Genomic DNA, 20426 nt, shown 5'->3' with positions numbered 1-20426 from the left:
TGGCGGGTGGCTGTCCGGTAAATCGGCGCGTCACCAGACGCCGTTCCTTATCCCCGTCCAGAGATAAAACCATACCGTCGGATGATACCATTGTTTCGAAGGCAGGCCAGGATCCACCGTGCCGACCTTGCCAGCCAGCGCATCCCTGACCGCTTCGACGCAGATGTCGCGCGAGAAGGCCGCCTGCCGCAACGCGTAGCTTGAAATTGTGTCGCCCGGCTGCGGTTTGCCACGCGTCTGCCGCAGCACGCCGCCAGTATCGACGCCGGCGTCGACCAGATGCACGGTGGTGCCGAAGTTCTCCGCATCGCCTGAAGCCAGCGCCCAGTAGCCGCCGTTCATGCCACGATATTTCGGGGCGATGCCGGCATGGTAGTTGAGGACCGGGCAAGGGATTTTCGCCAGCGTCTGCAGCGACAGCAAGCGGCAGCCGGCGAGCAGCACCACACCCGGCTGGATTTCCGCAATCGCCTGCAGGCACTCCGGCGCGTTGGCCGACGAGACATAAATGATCTTTTGCCCAGGCTTCGGTTCGGTTTGCAGCTTCTGCCCGGCGGCAAGCCGTGCTGCGTGGCCGGCGAAGAAGCGCTTGCCGAGGCGCGTCAGCACCATCGTGCCGAGTTGACCGATGGCCGAGGTCCAGCCTTGCCGCCGCGCCCGCGCGAGAAGCAATTGCTTTTTGGATTCAGGAGCTTCGAGGATGACGCTGACCGGGCCGAGTTGATCGGCGAGGGCGTTGACGATCGCCCAGATATGCGGGCCGCCTTCGGTGACGACGACGATCGGCCGTTGGTTTGTTTTCGACAGTGCCATGCTCTGCGACCCCCCGCAAAGAACCTGTTCTTTGCGCGCGAATGCTAGGCTGACCGGGTTAACCCCTGGTGATCGGGGCTCAGCGCTTGAATTCGAGGATATCGAGCTTCGATTCGTAATAGGGCGCCCGGAACTCGATGCGCCATTCACTGGCGCTGTTGCGGAAGGCATAGCCGACCTGATCGCTTTCCGGCCCGCTGCCGTAGGGCTTTGCCGGATCGTCGTTGACGTGGAAGGAACCGAGATAGATCGCGCGTTTCTCGCCATCGTCGAAGAAGCGGCCCTTGGTGCGCTGCGAGCCGGTGATCTTTTCCAGTCTCCAGCCGGAACCGTCGTCGCTCACCTTGCATTTGAACCAGCCATAGATGACGAGCGGGCCCAATCCGCCGGCCTTGATGGTGCGGCATTGCCATTTGCCGGTCAGGTCCTTGTCAGAGAAGGGAACCAGCGGCTTTGCCAGCAAGGCGTCGAGCTGCTTGACCTCGGCGGGATCGCCGGCCTTCGCCTCGTCAAGCGCTGCCTTGCGCGTCTCGCCATATTTGTTGAGCCGCGCCTTGTCGGCAGCCGTTATCAGCTTCTGCACCTCGCCATCGGCGAACGCGGGCATCGTCAAGCAGAGGACAGTTGCTGCGGCAAACATGAGGCGAGCGATCATCGGTGGCGTTTCCCTTTTGATGGCTGGAGCAGGCTGTTTTCTTGTCTGGCGCATACCTTAATGTTTCGCCGCGTTCTGTCATCCGTGGCTGAGCATCGACAGCAGAAACGAGGTGGAAAGAATGCGGATCTTGCTGACGGGATCGTCCGGTTGGCTGGGCAGCGCCTTGGCGCCGCGGCTGCGGGCTCTTGGTCATGACGTCACCGGCCTCGATCCCGTCCCATCCTCGGAAACGCGAATCGTCGGCTCTGTCGCCGATCGCGACCTGGTCATGAGGGCGGTCGAGGAGAACCGCATCGAGGCCATCATCCATAGCGGCGCGCTGCACAAGCCTGACATCGAACGTCATCGCAACGAGGATTTCGTCGAGACGAATGTGCGCGGCACGCTCAACCTGCTCGATGCGGCAGCAGCTTTTGGCGTTCAGCGCTTCGTGTTTACGTCGACGACATCGCTGATGATTTCCGAGTCCATACGCACCACCGGCTTCACCGGCGGGGCGCGCAAGGCGGCATGGCTGACGGAAGACATGTCGCCTGAACCGCGCAACATCTACGGCGTCACCAAGCTTTCAGCCGAACAGCTCTGCCGGCTCTATCATTTGCAGTTCGGCCTGCCGGTGATCGTGTTGCGCACCGCCCGGTTTTTTCCCGAGGCGGACGACATGGCGCACGTGATCGAACAGTCGGATGCCAACACCAAGGCCAATGAGCTGTTGTTCCGCCGGCTGACGGTGGAGGACGCAGCCGACGCCCACATCGCTGCCCTGGAGAAAGGGCCGCAATTGGGCTTCGAGACTTTCATCATCTCGGCACCGACGCCTTTCCAGCCCGAAGATTGCGCGGCCTTGATCGCCGACGCGCCGTCGGTCGTCGCGCGCTATTTTCCGGATTATCCGGCACTCTACACGAAGAAAGGCTGGACGATGTTTTCGTCGATCGACCGGGTCTATGATGCGTCGCGGGCTAGGGACCGGCTGGGTTTCGTCTGCAAGACGAGCTTTGCAGATGTGCTCGCCGGGCTTGAAGCTGAAGAACGCTTTGCCTAGAAATATCGTCAAGCCAGGATTGCAGCGCTGGCCAGTTCCTTCGTCAGGTCACCATAGCCGGTCGAGCGCCGCTCATAGGCGAGGCCGAGCATTTTCGCCGCCTTTTCGGCGACCTTGTCGAGTTCCGGGTCGTCGGTCTGAGCGATATAGATCAGCTTCTCGTAGTTGCCGAAATAGTCCTTGATCAGCTCCGGGTGCTTGTCCAGACCGAGCGGCTTCATGAAGAAGGCATCGAATTGCCGGCAGAGGAAATCGGTCATGTAGAACGACATCATGTCGTCATCGGCGACCTTCGCATAGGCATCCATGCCCTGGTAGAAAGCAAAGCAATGCGGCCCGGCCATGCGCTCGACGCCATGCTTCTCGCAGATCCGATCGAGCAAGCCACCCGTGCCGCAATCGGCATAGCCGACGAATATGTGGCTGTAGCCGTCGGTCTTGGCCTTCTCGATAGCCTTGTCCATGGCCGGCGCGATGCGGTCCGGATAGAAATGGAACTCCGCCGGCAGGCAGGTCAGGTCGAGATGGTCGAGCCCGAGCTGCTCCTTGACCGCCAAAACTTCGCGCGCAATCATCCCGCAGGCGATGACGAGCAGCCTGTCGCCTTGATCGGATTGTTGTTTTCGCGCGGTAGCCATGGAACCAGTCTAATCCATCTTCGTTGCTGTCCAGCGAATTTATGTCCTGAGGGAGACACCATTCATGAAATTGTTCCGCGTCGCGCCAATCGCTATTCTCGCCTGCGCCTTGGCTGTTTCGGCCTGCGCCAACACGGTGCGCGGCGTCGGTAAGGATATCAAATCCACTGCGAAGGCTGTTGACGATACCGTCAAGAAACCCTGATCCGCACGGCTCTAAACATTTGGGAATAAAAAAGCCGCACTGCAAGGCGCGGCTTTTCTCGTTGGTGCCGGACTTATTGGCTCAGGCCGAAGCGCGGACGTTGTGCTTGCGCTTCATGAAGTCCTTGGCGGTCTCGACCGCCACCGCGGCGTCGCGGCAATAGGCGTCGGCGCCGACGGCTTTGCCGAATTCCTCGTTGAGCGGTGCGCCGCCGACCAGCACGACATAGTCATCGCGAATGCCCTTTTCCTTCATCGTATCGATGACGACTTTCATGTAAGGCATGGTCGTCGTCAGCAGCGCCGACATGCCGATGATGTCGGGCTGGTGCTTTTCGATGGCATCGAGATATTTTTCGACCGCATTGTTGATGCCCAGGTCGATGACATCGAAGCCGGCGCCTTCCATCATCATGCCGACCAGATTCTTGCCGATGTCATGGATGTCGCCCTTGACGGTGCCGATCACCATCTTGCCCTGCTTCGGCGCGCCGGTGGCGACAAGCAGCGGACGCAGGATGAACATGCCGGCCTTCATCGCGTTGGCCGACAGCAGCACTTCGGGAACGAACAGGATGCCGTCGCGGAAGTCCTCGCCGACGATGCGCATGCCCTCGACCAGAGCCTCGGTTAACACCTTGTAAGGCGCCCAGCCGCGCTCGAGAAGGATATTGGTGCCTTCCTCGATTTCTTCCTTCAACCCGTCATAAAGATCGTCGTGCATCTGCTGCACCAACTCGTCGTCGGAGAGTTCCGAAAGGATGATCTCGTCGTCGGCCATTTTTTCTCAGGCTCCTTGCCGGCTACAACTGTTGCGGCAGCTTAAAAATATCGCGTCAATACCTAACCCGCACGGGCCGGTTGTCCATAGCTGATTTGCGACTTCCCGCAAAACGAAAGCGACCGTAAATCTCTTGGAATTCTTGTCGATTTTGCGACAGGCGTTGGCGCTGGCGGGCCGTTTCGAATAGGGTGCATGGCTACGATCCGGCCAGAGACCGCAATATGCGGCCGCAAACGGATTTCAGGCCGGTGCAAGAGCCAGGCCGGAGTAAATCAGGCCAGAACGAAAGCCAGGGAAGAACGATTATGAGTGAGAACGCGCCGGTCGATCAGGAAGCGTCAAACGCACGGCGCGGGCGCGCTGCCAGCGGTGGCGCCGCAGCCCGACGGGCTGCGCGTTCGGGCGGCGGCCCCGGCACACAGCTCACCTATATCAAGCGCAAGATCAACGTCTATGAAGTGCTGGACGAGGAAGGGCTGGCGCTGATCGAAAAGAACACCGACACCGTGCTGGAGGAGATCGGCATCATCTTCCGCGACGACGCCGAGGCGCTGCAGCTTTGGAAAGAGGCGGGCGCCGACGTCAAGGGCGAGCGGGTGCATTTCCCCAAGGGCCTCTGCCGCTCGCTGTTGAAGACCGCTCCGTCCGTCTATACCCAGCACGCCCGCAACGGCGAGCGCTCGGTGCAGATCGGCGGCAACGCGACAGTGTTCGCGCCGGTCTATGGACCGCCCTTCGTGCGCGATCTCGACGGCGTCAGGCGCTATGCAACGATCGAGGATTTCCGGAATTTCGTGAAACTCGCCTATATGGCGCCGTCGATCCACCATTCCGGCGGCACGGTTTGCGAGCCGGTCGACGTGCCGGTCAACAAGCGCCATCTCGACATGGTCTACAGCCATATCAAATATTCAGACAAGCCGTTCATGGGCTCGGTGACCGCGCCCGAGCGCGCTGAAGATACGGTGGCAATGGCCAAGATCGTGTTCGGTGACGATTTCGTCGAGAACAACACGGTGCTGACCAGCCTGATCAACGCCAACTCGCCGATGGTTTTCGACGAGACCATGCTGGGAGCGCTGAAGGTCTATTCGCGCCACAACCAAGCCTGCATCGTCACGCCGTTCATCCTTGCCGGTGCGATGAGCCCGGTGACGGTCGCCGGTACACTGACGCAGGTTTTGGCCGAAGTGCTGGCCGGCGCGTCGTTCACGCAGCTGATCCGGCCGGGTGCGCCGGTGCTGTTCGGCACCTTCGCCTCGTCGATCTCGATGCAGTCGGGCGCGCCGACCTTCGGCACGCCGGAGCCGTCGCTGGTCTCGTATGGCGCCGCACAGCTTGCCCGTCGGCTCGGCCTGCCGTTTCGCACCGGCGGTTCGCTCTGTGCTTCAAAAATCCCCGATGCGCAGGCCGCCTACGAGAGCGCCAACACGCTGAACTCGACGATCCTCGCCGGCACCAACTTCGTGCTGCATTCGGCCGGCTGGCTCGAGGGCGGTCTCGCCTCCTGCTACGAAAAGTTCATGATGGACATCGACCAGCTCGGCATGACGCAGAAGTTCTCCGAGGGTGTCGACCTGTCGGAAAACGGCCAGGCGATGGATGCCATCCGCCAGGTCGGCCCGGGCAGCCACTATCTCGGCTGCGACCACACCCAGGCCAATTTCCAGACCGCGTTCTACCGTTCCAACATTGCCGACAACAATTCTTACGAGCAATGGCTGGCGGAAGGCGAAAAAACCGCGCCGCAGCGCGCCAACGAGCTCGCCCGCCGCTGGCTGGAAAGCTACGAGGCGCCGCATCTCGATCAGGGTATCGACGACGGGCTGAAGGACTTCATTGCCAGGAAGAAGGCGTCGATGGCCGACGCCTTCACCTGAAAGGAGCCCGAATCAGGCGGGGCTAAAGTCGCCAACATCATCCACAAGGAAGTCTGGCGGAGTGCCTTCTCCGACCCGGACAAGAAGGGATGATCCCGAGCGCAGCATGATCGAAACCATCGCGGCTGCGCTTTCCGCCCACGGCCTTATGCTTCGCGGCGGCTTCGATTTTGCGGGCGGTGAGGAAACACCTTCCGGTCTCTCCGGCGCTGCCGCCAGATCCGTTCTGCTGGTGGGGCAGGCGGGCGCCGCACCTTGGCCGCACTTCCTGCGCTGGCTGGAGAGACAGTCACAGCCGATCGACGATCCGCTCGACAGATGGTCTCGCGAAGTGATCGGCGCGGTGGCCGAAAGATTCGGGGCACGCGCGGTATCGCCGTCCGACAGGCCTTATCTGCCATTCCAGCAATGGGCGATACGTGCGGAGGGGCTGAAGCCGTCGCCGCTCTGCATTCTCATGCATCCGCAATATGGGCTCTGGCATGCCTATCGCGGCGCGCTGCTGTTCGAAGACGAAATTGCGCTCCAAGAACCCCGCGAAGTGATTCACCTTTGCGATACATGTCTGGAAAAACCTTGCCTGAAATCCTGTCCGGTAGAGGCTTATTCTGCGGACGGTTTTGCACATGAAACCTGTCTGGCGCATGTGCGCGGGCAAAACGGCGCGCCCTGCCGGACCGGCGGCTGCCTTGATCGCAACGCCTGTCCTTACGGCACCGATTATCGCTATCCGTCCGAGGTTCAGGCCTTTCACATGGCAGCATTCGCGCGTCTGTAGCGTCGCCGAATGCCGCACGAAATCTTGAAGCAGATCGCCTCACTACAGCTTGCGGCGACGGCCACCGCGGGTATCTATCGCACGTCAGATCAACGGAGCGGATGATGGCCACGCAAGCGATGCAGATCAAGACAAGCGACGGCATTGCCAAGGCCCGGCTGTTCCGTTCGGCGGCCCCAGCCAAGGCAGCGATCATCCTCTACATGGACGTTTTCGGTCCGCGACCGGCGCTTGATCAGATGGCGGAGCGGCTTACGAGCGAGGGCTATGCGGTGCTTGTACCGGACCTCTTTTACCGCAATGCGCCCTACGGTCCGTTCGATCCCAAGACTGCGTTCGGCGACGAGAGGAGCAAGGCCGCCATCACAGGTCTCCTCGGCGGCACGACCCAGGAGATGACGATCCGCGACAGCGGCGCTTTCCTCGATGCACTTGTTGCGCAAGGCCTGGCCGGGCCGGTTGGCATTGTCGGCTACTGCATGGGCGGAGCGCGGGCGCTGAACGCGGCGGCCAGCTATCCCGACCGCATCGCCGCCGCGGCCAGTTTTCACGGCGGCAATCTGGCTGGTGACGCAGCCGACAGTCCGCACCGGAAGGCCGCCTCACTCAAGGCAAGGGTCTATATCGGCACTGCCGGTGTCGACCGCAGCTTTCCGCCGGAGCAATCGGCGCGGCTCGCCGAAGCACTGCGCACCGCCGAGGTCGATCATGTCATAGAGAACCATGCCGGCATGGCGCATGGCTGGTGCATGCCGGACCACAGTGCCTTCGATGCAGCCGGCGCCGAACGCCACTGGAAGCGGCTGACGACGCTGTTTGCGGAGACGCTCGGCCAAGGCACGCCAACCATTACGACGTGACCGCCCGCCAAAAAATTCTTTCCATCGCGCCAAGGAACCGCCATTAGCCTTCGTCCAACAGGCAAATGATGGCGATGATGCTGGACGAAAGCGAAGCCTCCGACGCCGAACTGATCGGACGGGCGAAGGGCGGAGACCGTGGTGCTTTCGGCAAGTTGCTCGAAAGGCACTATGGTTTCGTCTATCGCGCCGCCTATCGTTGGTGCGGGAAAAAGGCCGACGCCGAGGACATCGCCCAGGAAGTCTGCGTCCGGCTCGGGCGGGCGATCCGCGATTATCACGGCAGCGGTGCCTTTACGACGTGGCTCTACACCATGACGCTGAATGCGGCGCGCGACATGATGCGCAAGACCGCCCGTGAGACGGTCAAGACCGAGGCCTATGGCGCCTATGCGCTGATTTCGGGGGAAATCTCGGCTGAGCCGGAAGACCCGGCCGAGGCGCTCTGGGCAGCGGTGCGCAAGCTGCCGGACAAGCAGCGCGATGCGGTGCTGCTGGTTTATGGCGAAGGGCTGAGCCACGCCGCCGCCGCCGAGGCGATGGCGATCTCGGAGACGACGGTTTCCTGGCACATCCATGAAGCGAAGAAACGGTTGAAGACGCTGATGCGTTCAGCCGGGGAAGTGTGACCATGGTCGACGACAATCAACTGAACAGGCTGCGCGATATCGCTGCACCGGCGCCCGATGCGGATGCAAAGGCGCGTGCCCTGCAGGCCGCGCTGCGTGCCTATGATATGGACGAAAAAACTTTACCTGCCGCCCAAGGATCGGCAGGCGGGGTTCGTCTCACAGAGCGAGCACAAAGGCTCTGGAGCGAAATCATGCAAAAGAAACTCTTCGCCACGCCGGCCATTGCCGGGCTCGTTGCCCTGCCGATCGCCGGATACGCTACCATCTACATGCTTGGGGAATCCAAATTCGGCGGGCCCGAATTCGGCGGGGATAAGATCACCGAAACGCTGGCTGACAAACCGGCGACAGTCAAACCGCCGGTCGTTGCCGAAGCGGACAAGCAGAAGAAGGCGGACGCCGACCGTGAAAGCCGCGACACCGGCGAGGCGCTTGTGGCGCCGACATCGCCGCCGAAGGCGGAATCGACCGCAGTCGGCGGGCTGACGCAGCAGGATGTGCTCAGCCGCAATGCACCTGAACCGGCGCAGAGCGGCGAGTTCGCGCTGGATGGGGGTGCAAGCTCCGCGGCTCCGGCAGTCGATGGCGGCGCGCGGGTCGGACGCATGCCTGGCACGGTTGCCGAGTCCAAGCTGATGGCACAGCAGCCCGCCGCTGCGCCGGCCGACCAGATGCTGCCGCAAGAGGAAAACCGCGACCGCGTCGAGAATTTCAAGACCAACCCGGTGCATGCCGCACTTGAAGACCCGGTCTCGACCTTCTCGATCGATGTCGACACCGCTTCCTATTCCTTCGTCCGGCGCTCGCTGAAGGAAGGCTTTATCCCGCAGGCCGACACGGTTCGCGTCGAGGAGATGATCAACTACTTCCCTTATGCCTGGAAGGGACCGGACTCCGCCTCGACGCCGTTCAACTCGACCGTCAGCGTCATGCCGACGCCGTGGAACGAGCACACCAGGCTGATGCATGTCGCCATCAAGGGTTTCGACGTGAAGCCGGCCGAGCAGCCCAGGGCCAATCTGGTCTTCCTGATCGATGTGTCGGGCTCGATGAACGAGCAGGACAAGCTGCCGCTCCTGCAGTCGGCCTTCCGGCTGCTGGTCAACAAGCTGAGACCTGACGACACCGTCTCGATCGTCACCTATGCGGGCGATGCCGGTACCGTGCTGGAGCCCACCAAGGCTTCGGAAAAGGACAAGATCCTCGCTGCCATCGACAATCTGACATCCGGCGGCTCGACGGCAGGCGAGGCCGGCATCAAGGAAGCCTACAGGCTGGCACAGAAATCCTTCGTCAAGGACGGCATCAATCGGGTGATGCTCGCCACCGATGGCGATTTCAATGTCGGCCAGACCGATGACGACGACCTGAAGCGGCTGATCGAAAAGGAGCGCAAGACAGGCGTATTCCTGTCGGTGTTCGGCTTCGGCCGCGACAATCTGAACGACCAGATGATGCAGACCATCGCCCAGAACGGCAATGGCACTGCTGCCTACATCGATACGTTGGCGGAGGCCGAGAAGGTGCTGGTCGAGGATGCCTCCTCGACACTGTTCACCATCGCCAAGGACGTGAAGATCCAGGTCGAGTTCAACCCGAACAAGGTCTCGGAGTACCGGCTGATTGGCTACGAAACCCGCGCTTTGAACCGAGAGGATTTCAACAATGACCGGGTCGATGCCGGCGAGATCGGCTCAGGTCATTCAGTCACCGCGATCTACGAGATCACGCCTAAGGGCAGCGGCGGCGAACAGATCGACCAGTTGCGCTACGGCCAGGCCTCGGTGAACAATGGCGGCGTTGCCAATGCCGACGAATATGCTTTCGTCAAGATCCGCTACAAGCTGCCGAACGAGGACACCTCGAAGCTGATCACCACGCCGGTAACGTCAGCCAACGAGGTGGCGTCGTTCGACCAGGCCAGCACCGACCAGCGTTTCTCCGTTGCCGTTGCTGCCTTCGGCCAGAAGCTGCGCGACGAGGATGCGACCGCGAAGTTCGGCTACGACAAGATCATGGAGATTGCCACTGCCGCCAGAGGAGCCGACCCGTTTGGATACCGGTCCGAGTTCCTCTCGCTTGTGCGCCTTGCCTCGGCGCTCGGCGGTAACCGGTAGTGGCAATGACGGCCGGTTTCTTTCAGATGGGATCGTTCTGATAGGGGGAGCCGGCCTACGGGCGGGTGAGGCAGGCCGGCGAGGGAAACCTTGCCGGCCTTTTTTCGCGGCCGCACTGCTTCGCGCGGACCATGTCGCAGACGAAAGCGTCAGGCGCGTCCGCGGCGCCGCTCGCGGCGGGCTTCGCTGGTCTCGGCGACGTTGACCGTAGCCTGCTTGTTGCGCATCGGGCCGATGCGTTCGACGATCTGCTCGACGGTCGGGCGATCCGACTTGGTGTGCGCATCGAGCGCCTTGCGCATGGCGGCGAGGTGCTGGAACGAGGTGCCGCAGCAGCCGCCGACGATCTTGGCACCGGCGTCGACGGCGAGACGCACATAGTCGGCCATCAGCTCGGGTGTGCCGGAATAGTAGATCTCGGCACCGCGAAATTCGGGAATGCCGCAATTGCCCTTGACGATCACCGTTGCTTCCGGCTTCGCCTCGGTCATGTCGAGCAGCGAAGCGAGAATGTCGGAGGCACCGACACCGCAATTGGCGCCAACACCGAGCGGTGTCTGCGACAGGCCATCGACGACGCCGTGGATGTCCTTCGGCAGCAGTCCCATCATGGTGCGGCCGGCGGTGTCGAAGGAGCCGGTATAGGTATAGGGCAGGCCGACGCGGATGGCGGCTTCGGCGGCGGCGCGGATTTCGTCAGGCGCCGACATGGTTTCGATCCAGGCGACTTCGGCGCCGCCGGCCTTCAGTCCCTCAATCTGCTCGGCAAAGGCTTCGACCGCCTCGTCGTAGGTCATGGCGCCGAGCGGCACCAGTAGCTCGCCGGTCGGGCCGACGGAGCCGGCCACGATCACCTTGCGGCCGGCCTTGCCGGCGACGGCGCTTGCGATCTCGGCGGCGCGCTTGTTCAGTGCGTAGACACGGTCCTGCGCATGGTGCAGCTTGAGCCGATGGCGGGTGCCGCCAAAAGAGTTGGTCAGGATGATGTCGGCGCCGGCATCGACAAAGTTCTGGTGCAGGCTGGTGATGGTGTCGGGCGCGGTCTCGTTCAAGAGCTCGGGAGCCTCTCCGGCCTCAAGGCCCATGGCGAACAGATTGGTGCCGGTGGCGCCATCGGCGAGCAGGACGCCCTTTTCGGCAAGCAGAGCGTCGATCGGATTGGTCATGTGAAATACGCCTTCCCGGAAGAATAACTGAGATAAGGATATAAAGAATTCTTTATGTGCCGTCAATGTCGGCACGTAGAGCAACCGGTCAAAATCGCATCTCCGCCAGCTTTCGTGTGAAGCTGGCCGCTTCATGCGCGTTGACGTCCGCGGCACGGATCAGATTGTCGAAATGGCTGGTCAGGATGCGGATCGGCTGCGTGGCGTTCAGCACCAGATACATGTCGCCGACGTAAATGGCGGCGCGATAGGGCCCGAAGATGGTGTAGGGGATCGAATAGCGCATCCGCCCGTCATAGAGAAACAGGCGGAAGGTGGGATAGAGGTCGTCGAGCAGCGTCGCCATGTGCAGGAGCTGCTGGTGGCGGTCGGCCTCCGGAAAGCGGTCCCACACGCCCAGCCCGCGCGCGAAGATCTCCAGCGTGTGGCGCGGCATACAGACTTCCATGTCGGTTTCGGGCCGTCGGTTGTAGTCGATGCGGTACTGCGTTTCGCCGGCCTGTGCCTCGCGGCTCTTGTTGGCGATGACGGCTTCGTAGTCGACAAGCGCCTCGGTGCGCAGAAGATCGGGAATGCCGGCCGGCACGTAGCGGATTTTCGTTCCCGCCGCCTCGGCATGCCAGCGAGCCAGCAGCGTGCGGTCGAAGCCGTCCGGCGCCTCCTCGATCTCAAGGCTCTCGCGGATTTCACCGGTGACGCCCTCATCGTGGCTGAGGCCGAGCAGCCAGTCGAGCGAGACTTTGAATTCGGCGGCGATGTTGAGCAGCGTTTCGGCGCGGGGAAGGCGGATCGACGCGCCGGAGAGCAGCTGCGACAGTGCCGAACGGTCGATGCCAACCGCGGCGGCGAAGGCCGACTGGTTCAAATCGGACCTTGTCAAGAGCATTTTCAGGCGCTCGCGAAAGATCGTCGACAGGTCGCGCTTGTCCAAATCTCTACTCTCCCTGACGTGAGCAAAATTTTGCGCCGAAGCGGTCTACATGGCGTTTAGAGCGCAAATGAATCTACGAGCTTGTTTACAATAGATAACATCTGCAGCTGAAAATGCGCAATCGCAACAGTTTGTGCGCTTTATCGCGTTGCAGCGATGCAACGCTCCTGACACAATGCTGTCAGGAATCAAACGGGTTCCGGCGACTGGAAGGCAGTGGTCGATAGCATGACGAGCATGGGCAACAGGCGACACGGCGCAACGGCCATCGAATGGCCGACAGCATTTCTCGCACTTCTCTGCTACGGCGGCTGGCTCGCTACCGGCTTCCTGCTCTGGCCCTCTTGCCCGCTGCTGGCACTCGCCTTTCTGACCCTGATTGCGGCGCTGCAATCCTCGCTGATGCACGAGGTCCTGCACGGCCACCCAACCCGGAATGCGCGGCTCAACGAAGCCTTTGTGTTCCTGCCGATTGGCCTTGTCTGGCCGTTTCGCCGATTCAAGACCATTCATCTGCGCCACCATGCAGACGAGCGCCTGACCGATCCGCTCGATGATCCCGAAAGCTATTACAAGGCTCTCTGGCAGCACGAGGAGCTGCCGTCGGCGATGAAATTCCTGCTGAAGGTCAACAACACGATGATCGGGCGTTTGGTGCTAGGCCCGTGGCTTTCCTGCATCGGCTTTTTCATCGACGACGCCAGGCAAGTTGCCGCGGGCGACAATTCCATCCGCAAGGCATGGCTGCTGCATGCGATCGGCCTCGTCGTGGTGCTGCCTGTCGTGCAGTTCGGCTTCGGCATGCCGTTGTGGCTTTACGTTCTGGTGCCGGTTTGGCTTGGGCAGTCGCTGATTTCGATCCGCACCTACGCCGAGCACCAATGGTCTGAACATCCGGAAGGCCGCACGATCATCGTCGAGCGCTCGCCGCTGTCCTTCCTGTTCCTCAACAACAATCTGCATTTCGTCCATCACAAGAGCCCGACGGTGGCCTGGTACAGGCTGCCGAAGGTGTTTCGCGACCGCCGTGACGAATGGCTGCGGATGAACAATGGCTATGCCTACCCGAACTATTTCGCGCTGCTCAAGGCCTATGCCTTCAAGGCGAAGGAGCCGGTCGTCCATCCCGTGCTGCGGCGCATGCCGGAACCAGGACGCGCATTCAAGCCGCGCGTCAGGGCACGCAGCCTCAATGGGCTTGGCAGCGCACCGGTACCCGCCGAGCCGCCGAAAGAATGATTCTTGCGTTGTTGCAGGCGGTGCCGCGCGGACGACGCTTTCCTGACCTTGTCAATTTCCCCGCATAACGGTCAAATCCCGGCATGAGCGAATTCATTGCGGCTTTGCCGATGTACGACTGGCCGGAAGCGCGGGACGATGTCGACGCGCAATGGGCGCGGCTGCGCGATGCTTTCAGACAAAAAGGCATCGATGCGCCGGAGACGATCATCCGCCGCACCGGCGATTTGCCCCCCGTGCCTGGCGGTATTCGCGACGATCAGGGAAAACCCATCGCGCCCGATCCGGCGACATTGCCGCCGGACGAACTGGATTTTCACCAGCTCTGGCTGCATCCGGCGCTGCTCTTTGCGCAAACCTGCTGGGGACCGATGGAACTCGGCCTGTCGCAGCGTGTCCAGCTCATCGGCCAGCCGCGTTACGACGCCTTCGAGGGTGGACAGGGCGAACTCTATTCGAGCGCCATCGTCATGAGAGCGGGCGAGGCACCGCCGGCAAGGGCGCCGGCCGACGGCGGTGCCGTCATTCCGCTCGATCAGCTGCGCGGCAAGCGCTTTACCTTCAACAGCCTCGATTCCATGTCGGGCATCATCGCGCCAGCCCGCGACCTGCAAACATTGGGCGAGAGTTTGGATATCTTTTCCGCGCTGAGCGAAAGCTGTGGGCACCGTGCTTCGATCGTTGCCGTTGCCGAGGGCAGGGCGGACGTCGCGGCGATCGATTGCGAGAGCTGGGCGCTGGCGCAGAGTTTCGAGCCGGCGGCGCAGAAGGTGACGGTCGTCGGCTGGACAAGGCGGCGCAAAGGCTTGCCGTTCATCACGGCCAGGACAACGCCGGAAACGATCGTCGCTGCGATGCGCGAGGCGATCGCCGCGCTCGCATAAAGCGCGTCGCGTTCGGTCGGCCTCATGCGACGCGCTTTAGATTCTTGTTTTATGCATGTCGTTATCGCAAAGCCGCTGCATACTTTTGCGCGACATGCATTAGCGTCGCTCAGCCGCCAAGCAGCCGATTGTCGAGCGGGTAGGTCGAAAGCTTCTCGTTGCCGGTTTCAGTGATCAGGATCTGTTCTTCGATCTTGACGCCTTCGTAGCCGCCAAGCCGACCGATATAGCTCTCGACGCACAGCACCATGCCAGGTTCGAGCACTCCGTCCGGTGTGTCGTCGGTCCAGTCGCTAGCATGCGGCAAAGTCGGGTATTCGTCGGCAAGGCCGACGCCGTGATAGAGCACCCCGTAACGGGCCGGGAAGCAGTCTCCCGGTGGCACTGACGAGCCCTCGACGAGGTCGCGGAACGATATGCCCGGCCGCATCAGCTCGGTGTTGTGGGCGATCTGGTCGGCGGCGATGCGGAACAGGTCGCGCTGCTCCTGCGACGGCGGCGCATCACCGCAAAGCCAGGTGCGCGAAAGGTCGGCGCAGAAGCCGTAAGGACCGATCAGGTCGGTGTCGAAAGCGACGAGCTCGCCGGCCTCGATCGTCCGCGACGAACACTCCTGGAACCATGGATTGGTGCGCGGGCCCGACGACAGGAGCCGGGTTTCGATCCATTCGCCGCCGCGCGCGATGTTGCCGCGATGGAGTTCGGCCCACAATTCGTTCTCGGAGATGCCAGGCCTCAGCGCCTTCTCCATCTCGCCCATTGCCGCCTCGCAAGCGGCGATCGCCCGGCGCATGGCAAGGATTTCGTCGGGCGATTTGATCAGCCGCGCATTTTCCATCACCGCCTCGCCATTGCCGGTCGAGATGCCGAGGCGGGCGAGCTCTTCGATGCCCTCGGGATTGATGTGGTCGACTGCGATGCGGCGATTGCCGCCGCCATGTTCCAATACCAGGTCGGCGATGCCGGCTGCCCAGCGGCGGACTTTTTGACTGGTCAGCTCGCCGCTGTACAGATAAGCCCACGACACCGCCGGCCGCACCTCGTCGACGACGCCGGAATGATCGGAAAGGTGCTCGCAGGAGAAATAGTCGAACAGCACCACCGGGCCATCGGTGGCAACGAAACAATGCCTGGTCCGATTGTGTGCGACCCAGAGCTGCATGTTGGTTGCGTCGGTGGCATAGCGGATATTGACCGGATCGTAGAGCAGGGCTCCCGCATAGTCGCGGCGCTTCAGCTCGGCGCGGATGCGCTCGAGCCGGTATCGGCGCATGGCGGGCAGGTCAGGAGCAGCAATGCCCGCCGCCTGCCATTCGGCTTCCGCCAGCGCTCCATAGCCCAGTGCATGCTGGTTGAGTTCAGCGGCCTTCATCTGCGATTTTTTGCGCAGCACATCATTCGAGCCGTCGGGCTCGAACGGCATGATCTTGCGGTGATGACGGGGCCGGTCAGTCGGGTTCCTGTCCACCCTCGGCTCCTCCGCTAACGCCTTCCTTGGGCGCCGTGGCTTCTCCCACCGCCATTCTCTTCAATCTTACATAGGCGCCGGCCCGGGCGGACTTGCCGGTGCCGCGCAACAGCGGAACCATCATTTGCCGTGGTTGGCCGTCCGGCTCATAGCCGGCCGCTTTGAGCTGCTCCAAAATGACCGGCCGCGGATCGTCGCGGTCAAGCCAGACGAGTACGGCCGGCTCCTGCATCAGCGTTTCGAAATTAGGCACTTCCTGGTCAAGTGCGACCAGTTTTTCGTCGACCAGCCGCAGGTTTCCGACCCATGCACCATCAGATATTGCGGTTTTGACCGGTCCGTCCGCAGTCAGTTGGCGATAGAGGGCGGGGTAATCCACGCGGATCATCCGCGAGAGGCCACTGGTCCCGTTTATCTGGACGTACCAGGTGGCGGGCGCGAGCAGCACGGCGATGATCGCTCCAGCCGCGATCACCATGAGCTGCGCATTCCTGCCGCGCGGCGCCAGCCGTTCCATAGTGGCGACGATGGCCAGCGGCAACATGAACAGGACCGGTAGCAGCCAGCGGTCCTTGACCACCGTCACGCCGGTGGCAAGTACAAGTATTGCCAGCATGGCCAAGCCGAGCGCCAAGGTACGCCACAACAGAATTTCCCGGGGCGGACCTTCCGGATGCCGCTCCGAGAAACGGAACTTCGCCAGCCAGAAAGACAGGGCGGAAACGAGCACCGGCAAGACCGCGAAATTGAAGGTGCCCATGATAAACTTGCCGGCGCCGACAAAGGCCGCCGCCATGCGCCCTTGTTGCGAATCTATTCCGAACTTCTCGCCTCTCGACAATAAATCGGCGGGATGCATGAGGCTCCAATAGGTGGTTGGCGCCAGCACCAATATCGCGACCGCTATGCTGATGGCGAACTTCGGATCGAGGATCGCGCTGCGCCATTCGCGCAGCGACAGCACGGCCGCAACAAGGGCCACCACGAGGAAGACATCATTATATTTGGCAAGAATTGCCGCCGCCGTGGCTAGGCCAAACGCCGCACAGGCGATCATGCTTCGCCGCTCGAGAAGATAGGACATGGCCAGCAGGAGCAGCGAGCAGAAGCCGACGACGGCGACGGAATGCGACAAGGCGCGCTGCGATTCCCAGACGATCTGCGGGATCGTAAACAGGCCGAACATGGCCGCCGCCGCTGTCGCTTTGGTGTAGCCGAACCGCCGCATGGCGGCGAACACGCTGCAGGCGGCAAGGAACAGCACGGAGTATTTGACGAGCTTCAGCGTGAAGATACTGGTGCCGAAAATATGCGCGGCCAGCCAGTTGATCCAGGTGTACAGGGGTGGTTGCGAGCCGCCATATCCAGCCCAGAGATACGGAACATAGATCAGTTGCTCCGCATCATCGATGCCGACGCCGGTTCCCGCCCAAGAGCTCAACAGGGACAGTATGATGGTCTGCAAGGCAAAGTAAGCCGCGACCATGACGATCGCCGCCGGGAAGGGGCCGATCCGCGCCTCGGCAAGCCAGTCGGCCCATCTCAGATTGTACTTCAATGAAATCTCATCGCCCTTGCAGCAGAGTGTTGCCGGCTGCGCTAGCATGAAGAGTATGCTCCGCACAATGCGACCGGCTGGCTGCGCCTACGTCCTCATCTTTTCGCCGCTCGGGTCGAAGGGCGGCTCGACATTGATGCGTGCCGGCCGCCGGTGCCCGAGGATTTCGATCTCGAACAGCCCGGCGCTCTCGTTCTCGGCAAGCGCTGCCGGTACATAGCCTTGCGCCATCGACTTCTCGACATAATGCGCATAGCCGCCGGAGGTGACCCAGCCGACCACGCGCCAGTCGCCGTCGACGATGCCGCGCACGGCAGACGCGCCTTCGGCGGCGTTCGAGCCGCGCACTTCCTTGCCGCCCGCGTCGAAGCGCGGCGCGCCATAGCCATGCGGCTTTTCCACGGTGCCGTAATCCTTGCCGCCGACCTTGGCCCAGATCGGCTCGTCGCCCATGACGTCTGCATCCGCGGCATCGACGATGAAGGAGACACGGCGCAGTTTCGGCCCTTCTGCCTGTTCCTTGGCCGCTGCTTCCCGGCCGATGAAGTCGTTCTTCTCTAGCTTGATGAAGCGGTCCATCGAGCCTTCGAACGGTCCGTAGATCGGACGTAACTCGCGGAACCAGGTCGGGAAGTTCTTCTCAAGCCGCATCGAGAGCAAAGCCCGCATGCCGAAATCGACAAGCCCAAACTCTTCGCCGGCCTCCTTGATCGCCTTGTAGACCAGGCGCTGGTAGGCAGGCGCCATCCAGATCTCATAGCCGAGGTCGCCGGTGTAGGTGATGCGATTGACCATGCAAGGCGCGCCGCCGACCGCCATTTCGCGGAAATCCATAAAGCGGAAGGCCTTGGTCGAGATGTCAACATCGACCAGTTTCTGCAGCAGGTCGCGGGATTTCGGCCCGGCGATGGAGAGACCGACCAGCATCTGGTCGAAGCGGTGGATGCGGATGCTTCCATCCTTTGGCAGATGCTTCTCGAACCAGCGCATGTGGTATTTTTGCGCTGCCGAAGAACCCCAGATCATGAAGCGGTCTTCCCCACCCCTTGGGCCCGCCTTGGCGATGGTGAAGTCCCCGATCAGCCGGCCGAACTCGTTCAGCATGGGCGTCAGCACGATGCGGCCGGTCTTCGGCATGCGATTGGTCATCAGACGGTTGAGGAAGTCCTCGGCCCCTGGCCCGGAGACTTCGTATTTGGCGAAGTTGGCGATCTCGGTGACGCCGACCCTCTCGCGGGTGGCGCGCACCTCCTCGCCGATCGGGCGGAAATCATTGGAGCGGTGGAAGGACACGACGTCCTTCGGCTCCGAGCCTCTCGGCGCGAACCAGAGCGGGGTTTCGAGACCCCAGCTGTCGCCCATGACGGCGTTGTTGGCGAGCATGGTGTCGTAAAGCGGGGTCGTCTGCGCTGGTCTTGCCGCCGGTAATTCCTCGTTGGGAAAGCGGATGGAGAAACGGCGCGAATAATTTTCGCGGACCTTTGCGTTGGTATAGCGCAGCGTTGCCCATTCGCCGAAGCGCGCAACGTCCATGCCCCAGACGTCGAAGCCGGGGTCGCCATGGACCATCCAGTTCGACAGCGCCAGGCCGACGCCGCCGCCCTGGCTGAAGCCGGCCATGACGGCGCAGGCGCACCAGAAATTGGTCAGGCCCTGTACCGGGCCGACCAGCGGGTTGCCGTCCAGCGCGAAGGTGAAGGGGCCGTTGATGATCTGCTTGATGCCGGCCTTTTCGATGCCGGGGAAATGCTTGAAGCCGATCTCGAGCGACGGCGCGATGCGGTCGATGTCGGGCTGCAGCAGCTCGTGGCCGAAATCCCACGGCGTGTTGACCGGCGACCACGGCTTGCAGGCCTTTTCATAGGTGCCGAGCAGGATGCCGTTGCGTTCCTGGCGGGTATAGATCTCGCCCTTGAAATCGAGCACGCCAATCATCTCGCGGCCGGTCGACTTGTTGAATTCCTCGACCTCCGGCATCGGCTCGGTCAGAAGATACATGTGCTCCATGGCCAGCACCGGCAGTTCGACGCCGACCATGCGACCGATCTCGCGCGCCCACAGGCCGCCGCAGTTGACCACATGCTCGGCTTTGACTGTGCCTTGCTCAGTGACGACGTTCCAGGTGCCGTCGACCTCCTGCGTCAGTTCCACGACGCGGTTGCGCAGTACGATCTCGGCGCCTAGCTTCCTGGCGGCCTTGGCATAGGCATGGGTGGTGCCGGAAGGGTCGAGATGGCCCTCGACTGGATCCCACATGGCGCCGACGAAATTCGTCTCGTCCATCAGCGGGAACATCGCCTTGGCTTCGGACGGCGTGATCAGTTCGGTGTCCATGCCGAGATAGCGGCCCTTGGCGTGGGCGAGCCGCAAGAAGTCCATGCGCTCGGGCGTGTCGGCCATCATCACGCCGCCGGTCAGGTGCAGCGAGCAGGATTGGCCGGAAATCTCCTCGATCTCTTTGTAGAGCCGCACCGTATAGGCCTGCAGTTTGGCGACGTTGGGATCGCCGTTCAGCGTATGGAAGCCGCCCGCCGCATGCCAGGACGAGCCGGAAGTGAGCTCCGAACGCTCGATCAGCATGATGTCGGCCCAGCCAGCCTTGGCCAGATGATAGAGCACCGAGCAGCCAACGACCCCGCCGCCGATGACAACCGCTTTTGCATGAGATTTCATGAAGATAGATCCGTGTTTGAAGAGATTGAATCGAGTGAGCGGGGCGCGAAAACAAAGCGGAGATCGGATACAGCGATGTTTCCGGCCAGCCTGCCATC

At 62.1% G+C, this 20426-nt stretch carries 18 protein-coding genes; 9 read left to right on the top strand and 9 right to left on the bottom strand.

Annotation, left to right across the window (positions count from 1 at the left end):
• Window positions 1–30: 30 nt before the first annotated feature.
• Together NKJ20_RS01910 and NKJ20_RS01905 are read right to left on the bottom strand one after the other, a co-directional pair.
• Window positions 31–813 carry a formyl transferase gene (locus tag NKJ20_RS01910; RefSeq protein ID WP_352452103.1) on the bottom strand — a complete coding sequence of 261 codons (783 nt, stop codon included), beginning with the start codon at window positions 811–813 and terminating at the stop codon, window positions 31–33.
• Between the two features lie 79 nt (window positions 814–892).
• Complete coding sequence (locus NKJ20_RS01905) at window positions 893–1468, bottom strand: DUF4893 domain-containing protein (RefSeq protein ID WP_352742278.1); 576 nt, start codon at window positions 1466–1468, stop codon at window positions 893–895.
• A gap of 121 nt (window positions 1469–1589) precedes the next feature.
• Between NKJ20_RS01905 and NKJ20_RS01900 the strand changes: the two genes are divergently transcribed.
• Window positions 1590–2516, top strand: a complete 927-nt coding sequence (locus NKJ20_RS01900) for an NAD-dependent epimerase/dehydratase family protein (protein WP_352742276.1) — start codon at window positions 1590–1592, stop codon at window positions 2514–2516.
• Window positions 2517–2524: 8 nt separating this feature from the next.
• Here NKJ20_RS01900 and NKJ20_RS01895 read toward each other — a convergent pair whose 3' ends face one another.
• Window positions 2525–3154, bottom strand: a complete 630-nt coding sequence (locus NKJ20_RS01895) for a DUF1638 domain-containing protein (RefSeq protein ID WP_352742275.1) — start codon at window positions 3152–3154, stop codon at window positions 2525–2527.
• 64 nt (window positions 3155–3218) lie between these two features.
• Here NKJ20_RS01895 and NKJ20_RS01890 point away from each other — a divergent pair, with 64 nt between their 5' ends.
• A complete protein-coding gene (locus NKJ20_RS01890; RefSeq protein WP_023676507.1) occupies window positions 3219–3359 on the top strand; it encodes an entericidin A/B family lipoprotein in 141 nt (46 codons plus the stop codon).
• Window positions 3360–3440: 81 nt separating this feature from the next.
• Here the strand turns inward: NKJ20_RS01890 and NKJ20_RS01885 are convergent, their stop codons facing one another.
• Complete coding sequence (locus tag NKJ20_RS01885) at window positions 3441–4139, bottom strand: cobalamin B12-binding domain-containing protein (protein WP_023676506.1); 699 nt, start codon at window positions 4137–4139, stop codon at window positions 3441–3443.
• Window positions 4140–4447: 308 nt separating this feature from the next.
• Here NKJ20_RS01885 and NKJ20_RS01880 point away from each other — a divergent pair, with 308 nt between their 5' ends.
• The 5 genes from NKJ20_RS01880 (at window position 4448) to NKJ20_RS01860 (ending at window position 10409) form a co-directional block, all read left to right on the top strand.
• The gene (locus tag NKJ20_RS01880) at window positions 4448–6022 is read left to right on the top strand and encodes a trimethylamine methyltransferase family protein (protein WP_352452099.1); all 1575 of its coding nucleotides are present in this window, start codon (window positions 4448–4450) and stop codon (window positions 6020–6022) included.
• Window positions 6023–6128: 106 nt separating this feature from the next.
• Window positions 6129–6800: a hypothetical protein gene (locus NKJ20_RS01875; protein ID WP_352742273.1), complete on the top strand. Its 672-nt coding sequence runs from the start codon at window positions 6129–6131 to the stop codon at window positions 6798–6800.
• A gap of 104 nt (window positions 6801–6904) precedes the next feature.
• Window positions 6905–7660, top strand: coding sequence for a dienelactone hydrolase family protein (locus NKJ20_RS01870; protein WP_352742271.1), 756 nt, complete (start codon window positions 6905–6907; stop codon window positions 7658–7660).
• A gap of 68 nt (window positions 7661–7728) precedes the next feature.
• The gene (locus tag NKJ20_RS01865; RefSeq protein ID WP_352452095.1) at window positions 7729–8289 is read left to right on the top strand and encodes an RNA polymerase sigma factor; all 561 of its coding nucleotides are present in this window, start codon (window positions 7729–7731) and stop codon (window positions 8287–8289) included.
• 2 nt (window positions 8290–8291) lie between these two features.
• Window positions 8292–10409 carry a vWA domain-containing protein gene (locus tag NKJ20_RS01860; RefSeq protein WP_352742269.1) on the top strand — a complete coding sequence of 706 codons (2118 nt, stop codon included), beginning with the start codon at window positions 8292–8294 and terminating at the stop codon, window positions 10407–10409.
• 149 nt (window positions 10410–10558) lie between these two features.
• Here the strand turns inward: NKJ20_RS01860 and bmt are convergent, their stop codons facing one another.
• Both bmt and NKJ20_RS01850 read right to left on the bottom strand, forming a co-directional pair.
• Window positions 10559–11575, bottom strand: coding sequence for a betaine--homocysteine S-methyltransferase (gene bmt, locus NKJ20_RS01855; RefSeq protein ID WP_352617637.1), 1017 nt, complete (start codon window positions 11573–11575; stop codon window positions 10559–10561).
• An 88-nt stretch (window positions 11576–11663) separates the two neighbouring features.
• Window positions 11664–12506 (bottom strand): helix-turn-helix domain-containing protein, encoded by an 843-nt coding sequence (locus tag NKJ20_RS01850; protein WP_352452091.1) that lies wholly within the window; start codon window positions 12504–12506, stop codon window positions 11664–11666.
• Between the two features lie 228 nt (window positions 12507–12734).
• Here NKJ20_RS01850 and NKJ20_RS01845 point away from each other — a divergent pair, with 228 nt between their 5' ends.
• Both NKJ20_RS01845 and NKJ20_RS01840 read left to right on the top strand, forming a co-directional pair.
• Complete coding sequence (locus tag NKJ20_RS01845; protein ID WP_352742267.1) at window positions 12735–13745, top strand: fatty acid desaturase; 1011 nt, start codon at window positions 12735–12737, stop codon at window positions 13743–13745.
• An 83-nt stretch (window positions 13746–13828) separates the two neighbouring features.
• Window positions 13829–14629 (top strand): phosphate/phosphite/phosphonate ABC transporter substrate-binding protein, encoded by an 801-nt coding sequence (locus NKJ20_RS01840; RefSeq protein WP_352452089.1) that lies wholly within the window; start codon window positions 13829–13831, stop codon window positions 14627–14629.
• Window positions 14630–14738: 109 nt separating this feature from the next.
• Here the strand turns inward: NKJ20_RS01840 and NKJ20_RS01835 are convergent, their stop codons facing one another.
• The 3 genes from NKJ20_RS01835 to NKJ20_RS01825 are packed head-to-tail and all read right to left on the bottom strand — an operon-like array spanning window position 14739 to window position 20328.
• Window positions 14739–16052 carry a M24 family metallopeptidase gene (locus NKJ20_RS01835; protein WP_352742511.1) on the bottom strand — a complete coding sequence of 438 codons (1314 nt, stop codon included), beginning with the start codon at window positions 16050–16052 and terminating at the stop codon, window positions 14739–14741.
• A gap of 25 nt (window positions 16053–16077) precedes the next feature.
• Complete coding sequence (locus NKJ20_RS01830) at window positions 16078–17703, bottom strand: ArnT family glycosyltransferase (protein WP_352742265.1); 1626 nt, start codon at window positions 17701–17703, stop codon at window positions 16078–16080.
• A gap of 39 nt (window positions 17704–17742) precedes the next feature.
• The gene (locus NKJ20_RS01825; RefSeq protein WP_352742263.1) at window positions 17743–20328 is read right to left on the bottom strand and encodes a GcvT family protein; all 2586 of its coding nucleotides are present in this window, start codon (window positions 20326–20328) and stop codon (window positions 17743–17745) included.
• Between the last annotated feature and the right edge of the window lie 98 nt (window positions 20329–20426).

This window comes from Mesorhizobium sp. M0185 (assembly GCF_040322175.1).
GTDB lineage: Bacteria > Pseudomonadota > Alphaproteobacteria > Rhizobiales > Rhizobiaceae > Mesorhizobium.
This window is presented reverse-complemented; position numbering and strand designations above follow the sequence as displayed.

Excerpts from the sequence above, each read along its gene's own strand:
- NKJ20_RS01910 (WP_352452103.1), bottom strand. The coding sequence starts at position 813 with ATGGCACTGTCGAAAACAAACCAACGGCCGATCGTCGTCGTCACCGAA.
- NKJ20_RS01905 (WP_352742278.1), bottom strand. The coding sequence starts at position 1,468 with ATGATCGCTCGCCTCATGTTTGCCGCAGCAACTGTCCTCTGCTTGACG.
- NKJ20_RS01900 (WP_352742276.1), top strand. The coding sequence starts at position 1,590 with ATGCGGATCTTGCTGACGGGATCGTCCGGTTGGCTGGGCAGCGCCTTG.
- NKJ20_RS01895 (WP_352742275.1), bottom strand. The coding sequence starts at position 3,154 with ATGGCTACCGCGCGAAAACAACAATCCGATCAAGGCGACAGGCTGCTC.
- NKJ20_RS01890 (WP_023676507.1), top strand. The coding sequence starts at position 3,219 with ATGAAATTGTTCCGCGTCGCGCCAATCGCTATTCTCGCCTGCGCCTTG.
- NKJ20_RS01885 (WP_023676506.1), bottom strand. The coding sequence starts at position 4,139 with ATGGCCGACGACGAGATCATCCTTTCGGAACTCTCCGACGACGAGTTG.
- NKJ20_RS01880 (WP_352452099.1), top strand. The coding sequence starts at position 4,448 with ATGAGTGAGAACGCGCCGGTCGATCAGGAAGCGTCAAACGCACGGCGC.
- NKJ20_RS01875 (WP_352742273.1), top strand. The coding sequence starts at position 6,129 with ATGATCGAAACCATCGCGGCTGCGCTTTCCGCCCACGGCCTTATGCTT.
- NKJ20_RS01870 (WP_352742271.1), top strand. The coding sequence starts at position 6,905 with ATGGCCACGCAAGCGATGCAGATCAAGACAAGCGACGGCATTGCCAAG.
- NKJ20_RS01865 (WP_352452095.1), top strand. The coding sequence starts at position 7,729 with ATGGCGATGATGCTGGACGAAAGCGAAGCCTCCGACGCCGAACTGATC.
- NKJ20_RS01860 (WP_352742269.1), top strand. The coding sequence starts at position 8,292 with ATGGTCGACGACAATCAACTGAACAGGCTGCGCGATATCGCTGCACCG.
- bmt (WP_352617637.1), bottom strand. The coding sequence starts at position 11,575 with ATGACCAATCCGATCGACGCTCTGCTTGCCGAAAAGGGCGTCCTGCTC.
- NKJ20_RS01845 (WP_352742267.1), top strand. The coding sequence starts at position 12,735 with ATGACGAGCATGGGCAACAGGCGACACGGCGCAACGGCCATCGAATGG.
- NKJ20_RS01840 (WP_352452089.1), top strand. The coding sequence starts at position 13,829 with ATGAGCGAATTCATTGCGGCTTTGCCGATGTACGACTGGCCGGAAGCG.
- NKJ20_RS01835 (WP_352742511.1), bottom strand. The coding sequence starts at position 16,052 with ATGCCGTTCGAGCCCGACGGCTCGAATGATGTGCTGCGCAAAAAATCG.
- NKJ20_RS01830 (WP_352742265.1), bottom strand. The coding sequence starts at position 17,703 with ATGCTAGCGCAGCCGGCAACACTCTGCTGCAAGGGCGATGAGATTTCA.
- NKJ20_RS01825 (WP_352742263.1), bottom strand. The coding sequence starts at position 20,328 with ATGAAATCTCATGCAAAAGCGGTTGTCATCGGCGGCGGGGTCGTTGGC.